We start from the raw sequence: 15,052 nt of genomic DNA, 5'->3' as shown, positions 1-15,052 counted from the left end.
GAAAGCATATGGCAATCAATTTAGCAACCGGGTATTCCGACGAGATCGCATCCGCATTCAGCCGCGACTCGTTCATCAAGGGCAAGACTGCGACCACCTTTGACCTGACGGGCGTGAAGACCCTCAAGGTGTATACGCCCGTGACCGTGGACGAGGTCGATTATGTGCGCGAAGGCTCCAGCCGCTACGGCGCGCCGATCGAAATGCAGGACACCGTGCAGGAACTGACCATGACCCAGGATAAGGCGTTTACGCTGACCATCGACAAGGGCAACAATCTGGACCAGAACCTCGTGAAGCGTGCGGCCGACATGCTGCGCTTGCAGCTGAAAGAAAAGTCGGCGCCTGCGGCGGACAAGTATGCGCTGCGCCGCTTTGCCAACATGGCCGGCACCATTGCGGTGAGCGATAAGCCGACCAAGAGCAATATCATTTCGCTCATCGGTGAGGGCATGCAGGCGCTCGATGACGGTCTGGTGCCGCCCGATGGACGCTACCTCTATATTTCCTCGGAAATGCACAAGTTCATCTGTCTGTCCGACGAGTTCACGGCCATTGACCCGCTGGGCGCCAAATCGGTGGCCAAGGGTATCTGCGGCGAGGTGCTGGGTATGGAGGTCGTACGCGTGCCCGAAAGCTACATGCCCGAAAACTGCTGGTTCCTCATCACCCACAAGGACGCCGTGCTCATGCCGTACAAGATCGCGGATGCTAAGGTGCACGAGGACCCGGTGGGTGTATCCGGCGCTCTGATCGAAGGCCGCCATTATTACGATGCCTTTGTGCTCGGCGCCAAGTGCGCGGGCGTTTATGCCTGCGTGAACACCGGCACCGTGACCGCCGACCCGGTCAACTCGGACGGTACGCTGACCTGTGCCGACGGCGGCGCGGTTATCCGCTACACGCTGGACGGCTCCGACCCGCGCTACTCGGATTCGGCCAAGGAATATGTCAGCAAGGTGACCGTGCAGGAGGGCGAAACGCTGCGCGCCTATGCGGTCGCGGACGGCAAATATCCGTCCAAGGTGGTATAACGCCAGAACCGGTGCGGGCCAAAGCCCGCACCGGCCATTCCCAGACAAAGGAGGACCGACGATGACCGGAAAAGAATGCTTTTTGGCAGCCATGAACCTGCTGAGTGAACAGGAGGAGGGGGCGGCGTATTACGAAACCTTTGCGCTTGGGGCGCTCAACCAGCTGTTGGCCAACTGTCTGCGCGAAATCAATGCGCTGCGCCAGGCGGATGGGCAGGAACCCCTGCGCGTCGCCCCTCGGCTGGACGCCCTGACCGATGAAATCGACGCCGGGGAAGCCATGGTGCGCGAATGCTTCCCCTATGGGCTGGCTGCGCTGCTCATCTGCGACGAGGACCACGAAAAATTCAACTGGCTGGGCGCGGAATTTGCCGCACGGCTGGATATGCACTGTCCGGCTGCCCAATTTGCCATTAAGGAGCTGTATTGATGCAGGCCTATCAGTTTCCAAATTATGCGGCCGAAAACGAAGTGGTGGCCGAACGCTTCGGCGGTGTGGATTTTTCGGTGCATTCGACCAAGGCCGATCTGGCCCATTCGCCCGACGCCTGCAACATGATCGCCGAAGAAACCGACTTTTTGAGTAAGCGCACCGGATACAAACGAATGGCCGAGGCCGAAGGGGTCATCTATGGACTGTTTGCCCTGCCGAGCGGGATGGGGGCGGTGGTGCATGCAGGCACCAAGCTGCTGCACATGAATGGCGAATGGGCGCTGACTGAACTGTGCACCGACATGAACGAAGACTATTCACAGGGGTTCTTTATGAACGGTGCCCTCTATCTGCTCGACGGCAAGACCTATCGCAAGGTCTTTCAGAAAGAGGACAAGTGGACAACCGCACCCGTGGCCGATGAGGCCTTTGTGCCCACCACGACCATTGCCGCCGAGCCGACCGGCGGCGGCACCAGTCTGGAAGCGGTCAATCTTCTGACCCCCAAGCGCATCAATACTTTTGTGGGCAACGGGTCGGCTACCCAGTTTTATCTGGATGCACAGGATATCGATGATGCCGAAGTCACCGCCACCGTGGGCGGGGATAAAGTCACCGTTTCGTCGGTTGACCGGGCAACCGGCGTGGTGACACTCGGTTCGCCCCCCGCCAACGCCAACGGCATCGCGAATGTCACGATTACGTTCAGTAAGACCATCAAAGGCAATGCCGACAAGATCAACAAATGCCGCTTTGCAGGGCTGTACGGCGGCAAAAACGATACCCGCGTGTTTTTGTCCGGCAACCCGGACGAGCCCAACTGCGACTGGCAAAGTGGGCTGTATGACCCGGCCTATTTCCCCGACACCGGGTATACCAAAATCGGTTCGGATGCTTCGGCCATTGTCGGCTATGTGCGGCAATACGAAAGCCAGTTGGTCATCAAAGAGGGCGGGAATCAAGAGGCGACCCAATATCTGCGCACCTTTTTGCTCGATGACAACGGGACGGCTGCCTATCCCTTGCAGCAGGGCGCGCAGGGCGCCGGCGGGCTGGCGCCGCGCAGTTTTGCCAGTCTGGGCGATACCCCGCTGTTTTTATCGTCCGACGGGGTGATGGGCGTGTTTGGTACTGCCGTGACCGCCCAGCGCGCCATCCGGCGCATGTCCCGCGCGGTTGATCCGCGCTTGACGGGCGAAAACGGGCTGGCCGATGCGTGCGCTGTGGTGTGGAAGGACAAATATTATCTGGCTGTGGACGGCAAGTGCTATGTGGCCGACGGGAGAGTATCGCGGTCGGACGGTTCGCCCGAATGGTATTACTGGGATTCCTTCCCGGCGGTCTGCTTTATGGTGCTCGACGGGCGACTGTGGTTTGGTACGACCGATGGCCGCATCTGCCGGGTGAGTGATAAGGACGAGCGGGATGCCTATTTGGATGACGGTCAGGCGATCGACGCCTGGTGGTGTACGCCCGATCTGCCGCTGGGTACCTGGGGACGGCAGAAAAATGTGCGCGAAGTGATGGCCACGCTCATGGCCTATACGCGCTCGGGCGTGCGGGTGACCTATGAGACCGGGGAAGGCGAGATTTTGGCACTCGACCGGAATCTGGATTTGTTTTCGTTTGAAACGCTCGACTTTTCCCGTTTCACCTTCCGTTGTCAGCCCGGGGCGGTCAACATGCGGGTGCGGCGCAAACTGCACCGGGCACGGCTGGTACGGGTGCGCATCCGCAACAACCGGGCGGGCGAGCCCTTCGGTCTGCTGGCGCTTGGTATCCGCTACACGCTGGGCGCGCGCGGGCTATCATAAAGAAAGAGAGGATGGAGAAAGATGCTTTCAGGAATGATCAGCGGCGCGATCAGCGCAGCCATTGGCGCGGCGAGTGCCGCAAGCAAAAAGCCGAGCAGTTCGGGAGGTTCCAGCAGTTCTTCCAGCAGCAGTAAGGGCAGCGGTTCGGTGTCTTTTGACCCCAATTTTGACTATGCGGAAGCGATTGCCAACACCACCGATGCGGCCGAACGCGCCCGCTTGCTTAAAGAGCGGCAGGCCAAAATCGATGCCATGGGGCTGGCCGGCAAGGTCGGCAGCAACGAAGCGGTTTCGGTATGGACCCAGAATTATCGGCCGTATTGGATATCGAGCGGGGAAGAGGACAGCGAGCTGGGAGTGACCGGACTGTACGATGCCGCTGCCAAAGCGCGACTCCAGGCGTTTGAAACCGCCCGGCAGGCCATTGGGCAGCGGCTGCAAAGCCAGTATGCCGACATTGAACAGAGTTACCGGCAGGGGATGACCCAGGCGGATGTCAATGCCCGCCGGTCGGCGCTGGGCAATGAAGAAAAACTGGCGGCTTTGGGGCTGAGTACCGGCAGCGCCTATGGCGCGCCGACCTCCGGCTATACCGAAACCAGTCGGGTGGCGATGGACAACGCCTACCGCAGTGACCTAAATAATCTGGCCGCGGCGCGGCTGGATGCGCGGTCGGCTGCCGCCCAGTCGGCCGCCGATCAGGAGGCCAGTCTGCTGAGCGGATATTATAACAGCGAGGCCTCGGCAGCCTTGCAGCAGGCCCAGGCGGCGCTCAGTCAGTACAATGCTGACCGCGATTATTCGATCTCGCTGGCCGGGCTGACCGGATATCTAAACGGTATGCCTACGATGGCCTACCAGCAGATGCAGTCCGATTGGGCGCTGAGCCAAAGCCAGATGCAGGCTGACGCCGAACAGACTGCATATGAACGAGCGGTGGAACGTTGGAAAACCTACGGGTATGTTCTGCCTGCGGACGCGGCGTTGCTGGGTGTAGCCGCAGGGACGCCGACTTCCGACCAGAGTTATCGCACTGCGCAGCTCAAGCTCAACCAAATCAAAACAAATTACCAAATCAGTAAATAAAATTTTCTGCAAGTCACCAAACAAAAACTTGCAAATCACAAGAATGCAAGATTGACGGATGGCCAATTTCGTAGTATAGTATAATCAGTGATAAATCGATTGTTTGTTCTCGCACAGGAACAAGCAAAAATCGGCGGCCCGAAAGTCCACGTCTGACCGGTGCGCCGCGAAAAGGAGGAACTGATTGTATGAACCGATTGCTGAAAAAATTCACTTTTTCACCTGAGATCGTCGATGTGATCGAAAACTGCAAGGGCATTTACATCCCGACGACCAAGCAGGAATTGCATGAAATGGTGTTCGGCACTGGCCGCTCGGGCAAGTACGATGTGGTCTATGATGTACCGGGCCGCGGCGAGGTCGTCGAAGCGACCGTCGTGCGCGCCAAAAATGGCGTTGTGGTCAATTATGTAGAGGATTACATGCGCCGTCGTGACCCCGATTGCATGCGCATCGGTGACGATAAGCCGACCGATAAGCCGCGCTTTGCCGACGTATATGGCTTCCCGTTCGCGGACATGAAGAAGCAGACGCTCGAATGGCTCAAGGGACAGGAACTCATCTTTATGCCCTTCAACTCGGGCGGTAATATCTATGGGTATGGTTCGATGCTGATCTGCCCGCGAAATGCGGCTTTTTTTGCATTTGCAATGGCGAATTTGCAGGGCTTCGTTTCCGCAGAGGAAACCGAAGGCTACAAGCCGCGCGCAATCGTTTACGTTGCGCCCCCGTTCCGTCACACCCACTTCAACGGCAAGCAGGTCGTTGTACACAACCGTCTGGACGACTGCCACGAAGTCTTCTCGTATAACCTCTATCCGGGACCGTCTGCGAAGAAGGGCGTTTATTCGGTTCTGCTCGACATCGGTGAGCAGGAAGACTGGGTGACCGCGCACGCTTCGGCAGCCCGTCTGACCACCCAGTACGATAACGAACTGGTCATCATGCACGAAGGCGCATCGGGCGGCGGTAAGAGCGAAATGCTCCAGGATATTGCCCGTACCGAAGATGGCCGCGTGCTGCTGTCGGTTAATACTGTGACGGGCGAACCGACCATCCTGAACCTGGGCCGTACGGCACGCATCGAGCCGGTATGTGACGATATGGCGACCTGCTATCCCAAGCTGCAGACCGGCAGCGGCAAGCTGACGCTGGTCGATGGCGAGGACGGCTGGTTCCTGCGCATGGACGGCGTGACCCATTATGGCTGCGACCCGGTATATGAACGCATCTGCACCCAGCCGAGCGAGCCGCTGTGCTTCTTCAACATTCAGGGCGTCGTGGGCGCGACCAGCCTGATCTGGGAACACACCCTGGACTCCAACGGCAAGCCCTGCCCGAACCCCCGTGCGATCGTTCCGCGTGAAATGGTGCCGCACATCGTTACCGAGCCGGTTGAGGTCGATATCCGTTCGTTCGGTACCCGTATGCCCCCGTCTACCCGCGATAACCCGAACTACGGCATCATGGGTATGCTGCACTTCATTCCGCCGGCACTGGCTTGGATGTGGCGTCTGGTCGCACCGCGCGGCTTTAAGAATCCGTCCATCGTGGGCGGCGGCGAACTCAAGAGCGAAGGCGTTGGTTCGTACTGGCCGTTTGCAACCGGTAAGCGCGTTAAGCAGGCAAACCTGCTGCTTAAGCAGATCATTGATAATCCGAACACCCGCTATGTGCTCATCCCCAATCAGCACATCGGTGTATATCGCGTTGGTTTTGCCGCCGAATGGCTCAGCCGTGAATGGCTCAGCCGTCACAATGGCCATGTCAAGCGCGACAAGGTAACGCCGGCTCGCTGCCCGCTGCTCGGCTATGCGATGCTGGAAATGACCATCGAAGGCCAGTCCATCCGTTCCAAGTTCCTGCGCACTGAGACCCAGGACCGTATGGGCGAGGACGGTTACGATGCAGGTGCAAAGATCCTGACCGACTTCTTTGCCAAGGAGCTCGACAAGTTCTACACCGACGAACTCGACCCGCTGGGCAAGGAAATCATCGACTGCTTCCGCAAGGGCGGCACGATCGAGGATTACTGCAAGCTGACCCCCATGCACTTCTAAGAGATACAAAACCCCATGGTTTCAAACCATGGGGTTTTTTGATGATAAAAAAAGCGCCTGCGGAAGCAGGCGTTTTGTATTTATCGATAGGCTTCTGCCCAAACCGGAGCATTGGCCTGGAGAGAGGCGGGCACATCCAGCACACGCTGGTTGGAACTGCCGCGGAATTTTAGTGCCAGACTTTTTTCGGCTTCGATAAAACGGCCATCGACCAGCAGGTCGAGTTGCTCGAGCAGGGGCCGGACAGCCGAATCATTCAGAGAGAGCAGTTCTTCAAAGGTATAGCCCGTATAAGCCATCAGATGCTTGCCACGGGCTTTAAGGGCCTTGGCCAAGGGTAAGAGCCCTGCCGCCTGGCAAAACGGCTCACCGCCCGAAAAAGTGACCCCTTTGAGAAAGGGGCTTGCGTCGATCTCATCGAGTACGGTTTGGATGGGGGTGTCCGTACCGCCTGCAAAGTCGTGGGTCTGCGGATTGTGGCAGCCCGGGCAGTTATGCGGACAGCCCTGCACAAAAATCGTATACCGGATACCGGGGCCGTCCACGATCGATTCGCGGACGACGCCGGCCAGGCGTAAAGAATCTTCCATATTTTATGCGCTACGAGTACCGGTTAGAGAGCAGCAGGAAGCGTCATGCTTCACGCGGTCATGTTCTTCGGCGCGCTTGCCGTTGTTGAAACGGTCCAGGGTACCAACCAGGTAACCCGTGATGCGGCGGATGCGCTCAAAACCAATGCCTTCGCCGACCATTTCGACGCCGTTGACTTCGGTAACTTTAAACTGCTTTGCCATGATGCTGACTTCCTTTCCAAATATAACGGGAGAGTTACTTGACCGGATTCGGCCGGCGGTCCGCTTCCTCGCTGGGATCGCCGTGATAGCCGATGGTCGTACTGTTGTAGTTCTTGTAAAGCCCAAGCTTGCGCAGCTTGGCCAGCGGGACGCCTTCCCCCTCGTGCCGCCCACAACGGGGGCAGACATCGCCGATGATTCCAGTATACCCGCAAACCGGGTCACGGTCAATGGGGTGGTTGATGGCACCATAGCCGATGCCGGCTTCCTTCATGAAGCGGACCACCTGCTCAAAGGCTTCGAGATTCTGGGTCGGATCGCCGTCCAGCTCGATGTAGCTGATGTGACCGCCATTGGTCAGCGCATGATAGGGCGCTTCGCGGCGGATCTTCTCAAACGCGCCGATCGGGAAATACACCGGAACATGGAACGAGTTGGTGTAATACTCACGGTCGGTCACGCCTTCGATCAGGCCGTACCGCTCGCGGTCGATTTTGACAAACCGTCCGGCCAAGCCTTCGGCCGGGGTCGCAATGAGCGAGAAGTTGAGGTGATATTCCTGCGATGCCTGGTCCATGCGGTCCCGCATGTGCTTGACGATCTCAAGGCCCAGGTTCTGTGCTTCCTCACTTTCGCCGTGGTGGACGCCCAAAAGTGCTTTCAGGCATTCGGCCAAACCGATAAAGCCGCAGGTCAGGGTACCGTGTTTGAGGACCTCCGCGACCGAATCATCGGGGTTCAGCTTTTCCGAATCGATCCATACGCCCTCACCCATGAGGAAGGGGTAGTTGCGGACCTTCTTCTGGCACTGGATTTTAAAGCGCGCCAGCAGCTGGTCGATGACCAGATCGATCTTGCGGTCCAGATCTTCGAAGAAGAAATCGATGTCGCCGTGCGACCGCATAGCGATGCGCGGCAGGTTAATAGACGTAAAGCTCAGGTTGCCGCGGCCATTGACGATTTCCCGGGTGGGGTCGTACACATTGCCGATGACGCGGGTGCGGCAGCCCATATAGGCACATTCGGTTTCCGGATGGCCGGGCTTGTAGTATTGCAGATTAAACGGCGCGTCCAGGAACGAGAAGTTCGGGAACATACGCTTGGCCGATACCCGCATGGCCAGCTGGAACAGGTCATAGTTGGGTTCGCCGGGGTTGAAGTTGATGCCATCCTTGACCTTGAAGATGTGGATGGGGAAGATCGAAGTTTCCCCATTGCCAAGGCCAGCTTCGGTGGCCAGCAGCAGGCATTCCATGACCAAGCGGCCTTCGGCCGAGGTATCGGTGCCGTAATTGAGGGACGAGAACGGAATCTGTGCGCCGGCGCGCGAGTGCATGGTGTTGAGGTTATGTACCAGCGCTTCCATGGCCTGATAGGTCGCGCGGCGGGTCTCCTTGACCGCATACTTGCGGACAAAGCGCAGGATTTTATCGGCCAGCTTTTCGTCCATCTGCTCGAGGAGTACGGCGCGCACGGCTTCGTCAAAGCCGTTGTCGCCCGCAAAGCAGGCCCATTTGCCGGTCTCCTTTTCGCAGCGACTGATGATGGCTTTGCTCATCAGTTCGCCATCTTCCTGCTCGAGATAAATTTCCAGGGCTTTGGTTAAATTATCGGTAAAAGCGCGGCGGAAGGTCTTTTTTACGCCGGGCGCCATAGAATAGTCAAAGTTAGGGACGCTCTGCCCGCCATGCTGGTCGTTCTGGTTGGACTGGATGGCGATGCAGGCCAGTGCCGAATACGAACGGATATCGTTGGGTTCGCGCAAAAAACCGTGACCGGTGGAAAAACCGTCCTGGAACAGTTTCAGCAAATCGATCTGGCAGCAGGTGGTGGTGAGTGTTAAAAAGTCCAGGTCGTGGATGTGGATATCGCCTTCGCGGTGGGCCTTGGAATGCTCGGGGTCGAGGATGAACATGTCATAGAACTGCTTGGCGCCCTCGGAACCGTATTTGAGCATGGTGCCCATGGCGGTGTCGCCGTCGATGTTGGCGTTTTCACGCTTGACGTCGTTTTCGAGCGAGGACTGGAACGTCAGGTCCTCGTAAACTTTCATCAGGCGAGTGTTCATCTCGCGCACGCGGGTGCGCTCGTTGCGGTAGAGGATGTATTTTTTTGCCGTGCGGGCATGGCCGCTTTTGACCAGGACCTTTTCCACGACGTCCTGCACCTGTTCGACCGTGGGGCAGGTGAGCGATTCGGCTTCCAGCTCCTGTTCGACCTGGCTGGCCAGCTCGGTGGACATCTCATAATCCCGGCCGCCGGAAGCCTGCGCGGCCTTGAAAATCGCGTCCGCGATCTTGTCGAGCTCGAAGGCGACCGTGCGGCCGTCGCGCTTGACGATCTGCGTTATCATGTGCATTGCCTACTTTCTCCAAAAGAGGACGGGAACCGGCAGAAAGCAGCCGATTTCGACCATTTTACCAAATTTCGTGGGTACAGCTTGTCCTCCGCACAAGATATGGTGCTTAAGAACAAGCTGTACTTAGTATTGTAGCCTGTTTATCCGGCCTTGTCAAGGCGACCGGAAGCCTTTCGGCAGAATGAACGAAGTTTGTAGTTTTTTTTCTCGCACCCAAAAATATACCTATTGATAACTCTGTGCATAAGCTGTTCAAAGACGAAATGGAGGCGGATGACTGTGAATAACTGTGTGCATAACATGTTAATGCTGCCCTGGCCCAAAGTGGGCGCGCAAAACTCCAATCCGGCGCTCGTGCGGGCACTGTTTGGTGTGTATGCCGGGGCGCACAGCGAGCTGACCGCGGCGTCGCAATACTTCTACAACAGCCTGCGGCTGGAAGAAGATGCCGACCTTGCCGAACTGTTTGCGTGCATCGCGCAAAATGAAATCTTGCATCTGCGCCGGTTGGGCGAGCTGATTGGGCGTTATGGCGGCAACCCCAAACTCCTGAGTTTTGCGGGCGGACGGCCGCACTGGTGGTCGTCGGGTGTGGTGTCCTATGAAAAGGACCGGGACAAAATGCTGCGCCAGGCCATTGCCGGGGAACGCGAAGCCATCCGCGCGTATCGCCAGCTGGCTGCGCGCATGGACGAACAGCCGCGTGCGCTCATCGAGCGTATCATTCAGGATGAGCAGCATCACATCGAACTGTTTCAGCGCGCGCTGGGGGAAACTGTATAATCGTGACAAAATCACATAGAATACACTTGACGCGGCAAAGCCGGTGGGGTATAGTAAAGACAGGAATAAAGATGATTCCTATTTATGAATGAGTGTGTAACAAATATCCCTTTTGTTTGAATGAGGAGGAAGTTTTCCATGAGTGAACCCCGTTTTTTTGTATGTGAACACTGTGGCAACCTGGTAGGCATGATCCACGATTCCAATGTGCCCATGATGTGCTGCGGCCAGAAGATGACCGAGCTGGTGCCGGGCAGCGTGGACGCGGCGCAGGAGAAGCATGTGCCGGTCATCCAGGTGGAAGGCGATAAAGTAACTGTTTCGGTTGGCTCGGTAGCCCATCCGATGGCAGAAGAGCACTTCATTGGCTGGATCTATCTGCAGACCGAGCATGGCGGTCAGCGCAAGGCGCTCAAGCCGGGTGAGGAGCCCAAGGCTGTATTTGCTCTGGCGGGCGACAAGCCGGTTGCAGCCTATGCTTACTGCAATCTGCACGGCCTGTGGAAGGCAAACGTATAAAAAGAAAAAGAAAACACCCTGTCCAGCCGGGCAGGGTGTTTTTTATGGCACAAAGGAGGAATAAGAAAGATCCCCCGCCAGGAGAGGACGGGGGATCCGCAGTCAGAGTTTAATGGGGGAACAACTTACTTGTTGTCAACCTCAGCCATGTGCTCGATGAGCATCAGCAGCTTGTTGGAGTAGCCCCATTCGTTGTCGTACCAGGAAACAACCTTTACGAAGGTGTCGGTCAGCTGGATGCCAGCCTTCTTGTCGAAGATCGAGGTGCGAGCATCGCCCAGGAAGTCGGAAGATACTACGTCGTCCTCGGTGTAACCCAGAACGCCCTTCAGGCCGCCTTCGCTCATCGGCTTCTCAGAAGCAGCCTTCATAGCAGCGCAGATTTCGTCGTAGGTTGCCGGCTTAGCCAGGTTGCAGGTCAGGTCAACAACAGATACGTCCAGGGTCGGAACACGCATGGACATACCGGTCAGCTTGCCGTTCAGCTTCGGGTAAACCTTGCCAACAGCCTTTGCAGCGCCGGTGGAAGACGGGATGATGTTGCCGCAAGCTGCACGGCCGCCGCGCCAGTCCTTCTTGGACGGGCCGTCAACAACCTTCTGGGTACCGGTTGCAGAGTGAACGGTGGTCATCAGGCCTTCGGTGATGCCGAATGCTTCGTCCAGAACCTTAGCGATCGGAGCCAGGCAGTTGGTGGTGCAGGAAGCGTTGGAAACAAAGGTCATGTCCTTGGTGTAGGTGTCCTGGTTAACGCCCATAACGAACATCGGGGTGTCGTCCTTGGACGGAGCAGACATGATAACCTTCTTCGCGCCGCCGTCGATGTGTGCCTGAGCCTTTTCCTTGGTCAGGAATACGCCGGTGGACTCAACAACGTAATCAACGCCGTCCTTGCCCCACGGAATGTTCTTGGGGTCCATTTCAGCGTGGAAGAGGATCTTCTTGCCGTCAACGATGATTGCATCGTCGGTGTATTCGATGGTGCCGTCGTACTGGCCATGCATGGTGTCATACTTGAGCATGTAAGCCATGTAGTCCGGGGTCATGAACGGATCGTTTACCGCAACAAATTCAATGTTCGGGTTCTTCAGGCCCGCGCGGAATACCATACGGCCGATGCGGCCGAAACCATTGATACCAACTTTGATAGCCATTTCAATAATTCCTCCTAAAACTCCTTAATAGCTTTGCTGAATAAATTATACCGCATCTGCTGCATTTTCCGCAAGTGGGATTTGTGAAAAGAATGTCAAATTTACGCTCCCATTTCCACAATATTCTTTGCAAACTATACAGCCATGATGCTATAATAATAATATCTTGGCGCTTTTCTGGTCAGTTATACGCACAAGATGAATACAAATGGGAAAAAGATGGCGGTGCATACTTTGAGAAACTTTATGAATTTGCAAAGCAGCGACCTTTCAAATCTGGCCCTGGAGATGTTGGATGCAGAGGATGCGGCGTTCGTGCTGGTGTCCCCTGGCGGGGACATTATTTCCCAAACAGCCGGGGCAGGGCGGCTGCTCAAAAGCATGCCGCTGCGGCCGGTGGGCGAGGTGCTCAGCGAGCGTGCCGCGCAGGCGCTGAAGTTCGTGCAGACGACCGGCGGAGAATCCAGCATTCACGAAGACATCGACGGCAAGACCTACCGTATGGAGGTCCGCCCGGTCGAGCAGGGCGTGTTGCTGTATTTTGCGCCGATGGAGCAGCAAGCCGCGCATTTGCCGGCCAATTTCTCGCGGCAGATCGTCGATTCGCTGTCGCATATTTTGGCGGCCGTTCATTTAATGCTGGGCAGCCAAGGCGAAAAAAGTGAGCGTCTGCTCGACGGCATCCGGCGGGACAGCCTGCGCATTTACCGTGGTTTGGCGCATCTGCAATTTTTGGAAAGCGATGCGGCCCCGGAGGAAGCAATGAAGTTGGAATTGGGCGATTTGGCTGAGCTGTGCCGGAGTGCGGTGGAGCGCTGCCGCGCTGCCTGTGCGGCGCGCGGCCGAACGGTGGAACTGACCGTGGACGCGCCCGATGCCTGTCCGGTCGCGTATGATCGCGCGCTTTTGCTGCGCGCGCTGCTCAATTTGTTGACCAACGCCCTGCGCACCCCGGAGGTCAGTCGGGTATGTGTGCGGCTGACACATGGCCAGGGCCGGGTGAGCATCGTGGTTGCGGACGATGGCCCGGGCGTACCGGCTGAGCAGCTGAGCCGGCTGTATCATGATTGGGCGCGGCCCTGGGATGAAGCCGGCTGGATGGAACAGAGCATGCCCTGTGGTCTGGGGCTGCCGCTGGTGCGGCAGGTGGCCGGATGGCATGGCGGCACGCTCCTGCTCGAGCAAGGGCAGGAGGGGGGGACGGTGTTCCGTCTGTCCTTCCCGGACGATCTGCCGCCCGACCCGCCGCAGCTGGGACAGAGCCTGCCTGATGACAGCCTGGACCTGGTCGAAATCGAACTTTCTATCTTATAATAAATAGGATGCCCGCCTCTGTTTTGGAGGCGGGCTTTTTTGATGTTTGCCAGACAACGTCTATACCAGTTGGCAAGATGGGCAAAAATTTTCCACATATTTTTTATTTTTTTTGCATATATCTGTTGATTCTTGAGGGGGGAAGTTAGTATAATTTATTGTATGGCAAAGTGTCCTTTGCCATCTGCACGTCCGCGCGGCTGTGCGGATGAGTGATAAGTAGGCGCCCGCTGCCGTGGCATTCCGGTGGCCCCGGCGCTTATTTGGGTACACACAAAATAAATGGAGAGGTGAATTACATGGTGTACACGTTCCGTGGCGGCATACATCCGGGTCCGCATAGCGATCCAGGGTATAAGGCCGCAACAAACACCAAGCCCATCGAGGCCATGCCGGCGCCCGACCAGGTGATCCTGCCGGTCTCCATGCACATCGGCGCACCCGCAAAGCCGATTGTCAAGGTCGGCGATATCGTCGATATGGGCCAGATGATCGCAGAGGCAGGCGGGTTCGTATCCGCCCCCGTACATGCGACAGTTTCCGGTAAGGTCATCGCGGTAGAGCCGCGGCTGCACCCCAACGGCAGCAAGGTCATGAGCATCGTCATCGAAAACGACAAGGAAGACCGTCTGCACGAGTCGGTCCATCCGTACGATTTCGCATCGATGAGCAACGAGGAGCGCATTGAGTGCATCCGTTCGGCCGGTATGGTCGGCCACGGCGGCGCGACGTTCCCCACGCATGTCAAGATCCAGTCGGGTATCGGCAAGTGCGATACGATCATTGTTAACGGCGCGGAGTGTGAACCGTACATCACCTCGGACCACCGTTTGCTTTTGGAGCGCCCGGAAGAAGTGGTTGGCGGCCTGAAGATGCTGGCCGACATCATGGGCGTTCAGAACGCGATCATTGCGATCGAAGAAAACAAGGCGGACACGTTCCCCAAGATCGAAGAACTGATCAAGGATGACAGCCGCCTGAAGCTTTACCCCCTGAAGTGTAAATACCCGCAGGGCGCAGAAAAGCAGCTCATCAATGCCTGCACCGGCCGCGAGGTTCCCTCGGGCAAGCTGCCGGCAGACGCTGGCTGCGCGGTATTCAACGTGGACACCACGGGCGCGATCTACCGCCGCTTTACCACCGGTATGCCGGTTGTACGCCGCGTTGTTACCGTTTCGGGATCGGCGATCGCCAACCCGAAGAACCTGGAAACCCGCATCGGTACCCAGGTTGAAAAGCTCATCGATGCTTGCGGCGGCTTCAAGGAAGCTCCGAACAAGCTGCTGATGGGTGGCCCGATGATGGGTGTTGCTCAGTTCTCGCTGGAAATCCCGATCTTTAAGGGCACCAATGCGTTCCTGGCCTTCTGCGGCGACGAGGACAAGCGTGTCGAAGAGCCCAACTGCATCCGCTGCGGTAAGTGCATCAACGCTTGCCCGATGCACCTGATGCCCATGATGATGAACGCCTATGGCAAGGCCGGCGAATACGACCAGTGCGTTGAGCTGGGTGCCATGGACTGCATCGAATGCGGCTCGTGCGCTTACGTCTGCCCGGCCCGCATCCCGCTGGTTGCCCGTTTCCGTCTGACCAAGTTCCATGTGGGTGCGCAGCGCGCAGCGGCTAAGGCCAAGGCAGAGGCGGAAAAGGCCAAGGCGGAAGCTGCGGCAGAGGCCGAGAAGAAGTAAGGAGGTAAGGACGC

The 15,052-nt window shown here is 57.4% G+C and carries 12 protein-coding genes and 1 pseudogene; 9 read left to right on the top strand and 4 right to left on the bottom strand.

Annotated elements, in window-relative coordinates:
• Window positions 1–8 precede the first annotated feature (8 nt).
• The 5 genes from EFB11_RS14250 (at window position 9) to EFB11_RS14230 (ending at window position 6,427) form a co-directional block, all read left to right on the top strand.
• Entirely contained in the window at window positions 9–1,034 is a 1,026-nt protein-coding gene (locus EFB11_RS14250; protein ID WP_122790848.1) for a chitobiase/beta-hexosaminidase C-terminal domain-containing protein, read from the top strand.
• Window positions 1,035–1,095: 61 nt separating this feature from the next.
• A complete protein-coding gene (locus EFB11_RS14245; RefSeq protein WP_122790846.1) occupies window positions 1,096–1,464 on the top strand; it encodes a hypothetical protein in 369 nt (122 codons plus the stop codon).
• Complete coding sequence (locus EFB11_RS14240; RefSeq protein WP_122790844.1) at window positions 1,464–3,281, top strand: hypothetical protein; 1,818 nt, start codon at window positions 1,464–1,466, stop codon at window positions 3,279–3,281. Before EFB11_RS14245 ends, EFB11_RS14240 begins: the two co-directional genes overlap by 1 nt.
• Before the next feature lie 21 nt (window positions 3,282–3,302).
• Window positions 3,303–4,367 carry a hypothetical protein gene (locus EFB11_RS14235; RefSeq protein ID WP_122790842.1) on the top strand — a complete coding sequence of 355 codons (1,065 nt, stop codon included), beginning with the start codon at window positions 3,303–3,305 and terminating at the stop codon, window positions 4,365–4,367.
• Window positions 4,368–4,555: 188 nt separating this feature from the next.
• Complete coding sequence (locus tag EFB11_RS14230; RefSeq protein WP_122790840.1) at window positions 4,556–6,427, top strand: DUF4914 family protein; 1,872 nt, start codon at window positions 4,556–4,558, stop codon at window positions 6,425–6,427.
• 80 nt (window positions 6,428–6,507) lie between these two features.
• Here the strand turns inward: EFB11_RS14230 and nrdG are convergent, their stop codons facing one another.
• The 3 genes and pseudogenes from nrdG to EFB11_RS14215 form a co-directional block, all read right to left on the bottom strand.
• On the bottom strand, window positions 6,508–7,017 hold the full coding sequence (gene nrdG / locus EFB11_RS14225; RefSeq protein ID WP_122790838.1) for an anaerobic ribonucleoside-triphosphate reductase activating protein: 510 nt from the start codon (window positions 7,015–7,017) through the stop codon (window positions 6,508–6,510).
• A gap of 3 nt (window positions 7,018–7,020) precedes the next feature.
• A pseudogene (gene nrdD, locus EFB11_RS14220) lies at window positions 7,021–7,158 on the bottom strand (anaerobic ribonucleoside-triphosphate reductase); the annotation flags it as partial.
• Between the two features lie 97 nt (window positions 7,159–7,255).
• Window positions 7,256–9,574, bottom strand: a complete 2,319-nt coding sequence (locus EFB11_RS14215) for an anaerobic ribonucleoside triphosphate reductase (RefSeq protein ID WP_122791328.1) — start codon at window positions 9,572–9,574, stop codon at window positions 7,256–7,258.
• 285 nt (window positions 9,575–9,859) lie between these two features.
• Between EFB11_RS14215 and EFB11_RS14210 the strand changes: the two genes are divergently transcribed.
• The gene (locus tag EFB11_RS14210) at window positions 9,860–10,363 is read left to right on the top strand and encodes a ferritin family protein (RefSeq protein WP_164706789.1); all 504 of its coding nucleotides are present in this window, start codon (window positions 9,860–9,862) and stop codon (window positions 10,361–10,363) included.
• A 138-nt stretch (window positions 10,364–10,501) separates the two neighbouring features.
• A complete protein-coding gene (locus EFB11_RS14205) occupies window positions 10,502–10,882 on the top strand; it encodes a desulfoferrodoxin family protein (RefSeq protein WP_122790832.1) in 381 nt (126 codons plus the stop codon).
• A gap of 125 nt (window positions 10,883–11,007) precedes the next feature.
• Here the strand turns inward: EFB11_RS14205 and gap are convergent, their stop codons facing one another.
• Window positions 11,008–12,036 carry a type I glyceraldehyde-3-phosphate dehydrogenase gene (gene gap / locus EFB11_RS14200; RefSeq protein WP_122790830.1) on the bottom strand — a complete coding sequence of 343 codons (1,029 nt, stop codon included), beginning with the start codon at window positions 12,034–12,036 and terminating at the stop codon, window positions 11,008–11,010.
• Window positions 12,037–12,282: 246 nt separating this feature from the next.
• On the opposite strand from gap, the gene EFB11_RS14195 reads away from it, so the two are divergent.
• Window positions 12,283–13,350, top strand: coding sequence for a sensor histidine kinase (locus EFB11_RS14195; protein ID WP_164706788.1), 1,068 nt, complete (start codon window positions 12,283–12,285; stop codon window positions 13,348–13,350).
• A 299-nt stretch (window positions 13,351–13,649) separates the two neighbouring features.
• Entirely contained in the window at window positions 13,650–15,038 is a 1,389-nt protein-coding gene (gene rsxC / locus EFB11_RS14190; protein WP_122790826.1) for an electron transport complex subunit RsxC, read from the top strand.
• Window positions 15,039–15,052 lie beyond the last annotated feature (14 nt).

The sequence above is a fragment of the Intestinibacillus sp. Marseille-P6563 genome (assembly GCF_900604335.1).
GTDB lineage: Bacteria > Bacillota > Clostridia > Oscillospirales > Butyricicoccaceae > Butyricicoccus_B.
This window is presented reverse-complemented; position numbering and strand designations above follow the sequence as displayed.

Bases quoted from the DNA above. Each gene is read 5' to 3' on its own strand.
- EFB11_RS14250 (WP_122790848.1), top strand. From the start codon at position 9: ATGGCAATCAATTTAGCAACCGGGTATTCCGACGAGATCGCATCCGCA.
- EFB11_RS14245 (WP_122790846.1), top strand. From the start codon at position 1,096: ATGACCGGAAAAGAATGCTTTTTGGCAGCCATGAACCTGCTGAGTGAA.
- EFB11_RS14240 (WP_122790844.1), top strand. From the start codon at position 1,464: ATGCAGGCCTATCAGTTTCCAAATTATGCGGCCGAAAACGAAGTGGTG.
- EFB11_RS14235 (WP_122790842.1), top strand. From the start codon at position 3,303: ATGCTTTCAGGAATGATCAGCGGCGCGATCAGCGCAGCCATTGGCGCG.
- EFB11_RS14230 (WP_122790840.1), top strand. From the start codon at position 4,556: ATGAACCGATTGCTGAAAAAATTCACTTTTTCACCTGAGATCGTCGAT.
- nrdG (WP_122790838.1), bottom strand. From the start codon at position 7,017: ATGGAAGATTCTTTACGCCTGGCCGGCGTCGTCCGCGAATCGATCGTG.
- EFB11_RS14215 (WP_122791328.1), bottom strand. From the start codon at position 9,574: ATGATAACGCAGATCGTCAAGCGCGACGGCCGCACGGTCGCCTTCGAG.
- EFB11_RS14205 (WP_122790832.1), top strand. From the start codon at position 10,502: ATGAGTGAACCCCGTTTTTTTGTATGTGAACACTGTGGCAACCTGGTA.
- gap (WP_122790830.1), bottom strand. From the start codon at position 12,036: ATGGCTATCAAAGTTGGTATCAATGGTTTCGGCCGCATCGGCCGTATG.
- EFB11_RS14195 (WP_164706788.1), top strand. From the start codon at position 12,283: ATGAATTTGCAAAGCAGCGACCTTTCAAATCTGGCCCTGGAGATGTTG.
- rsxC (WP_122790826.1), top strand. From the start codon at position 13,650: ATGGTGTACACGTTCCGTGGCGGCATACATCCGGGTCCGCATAGCGAT.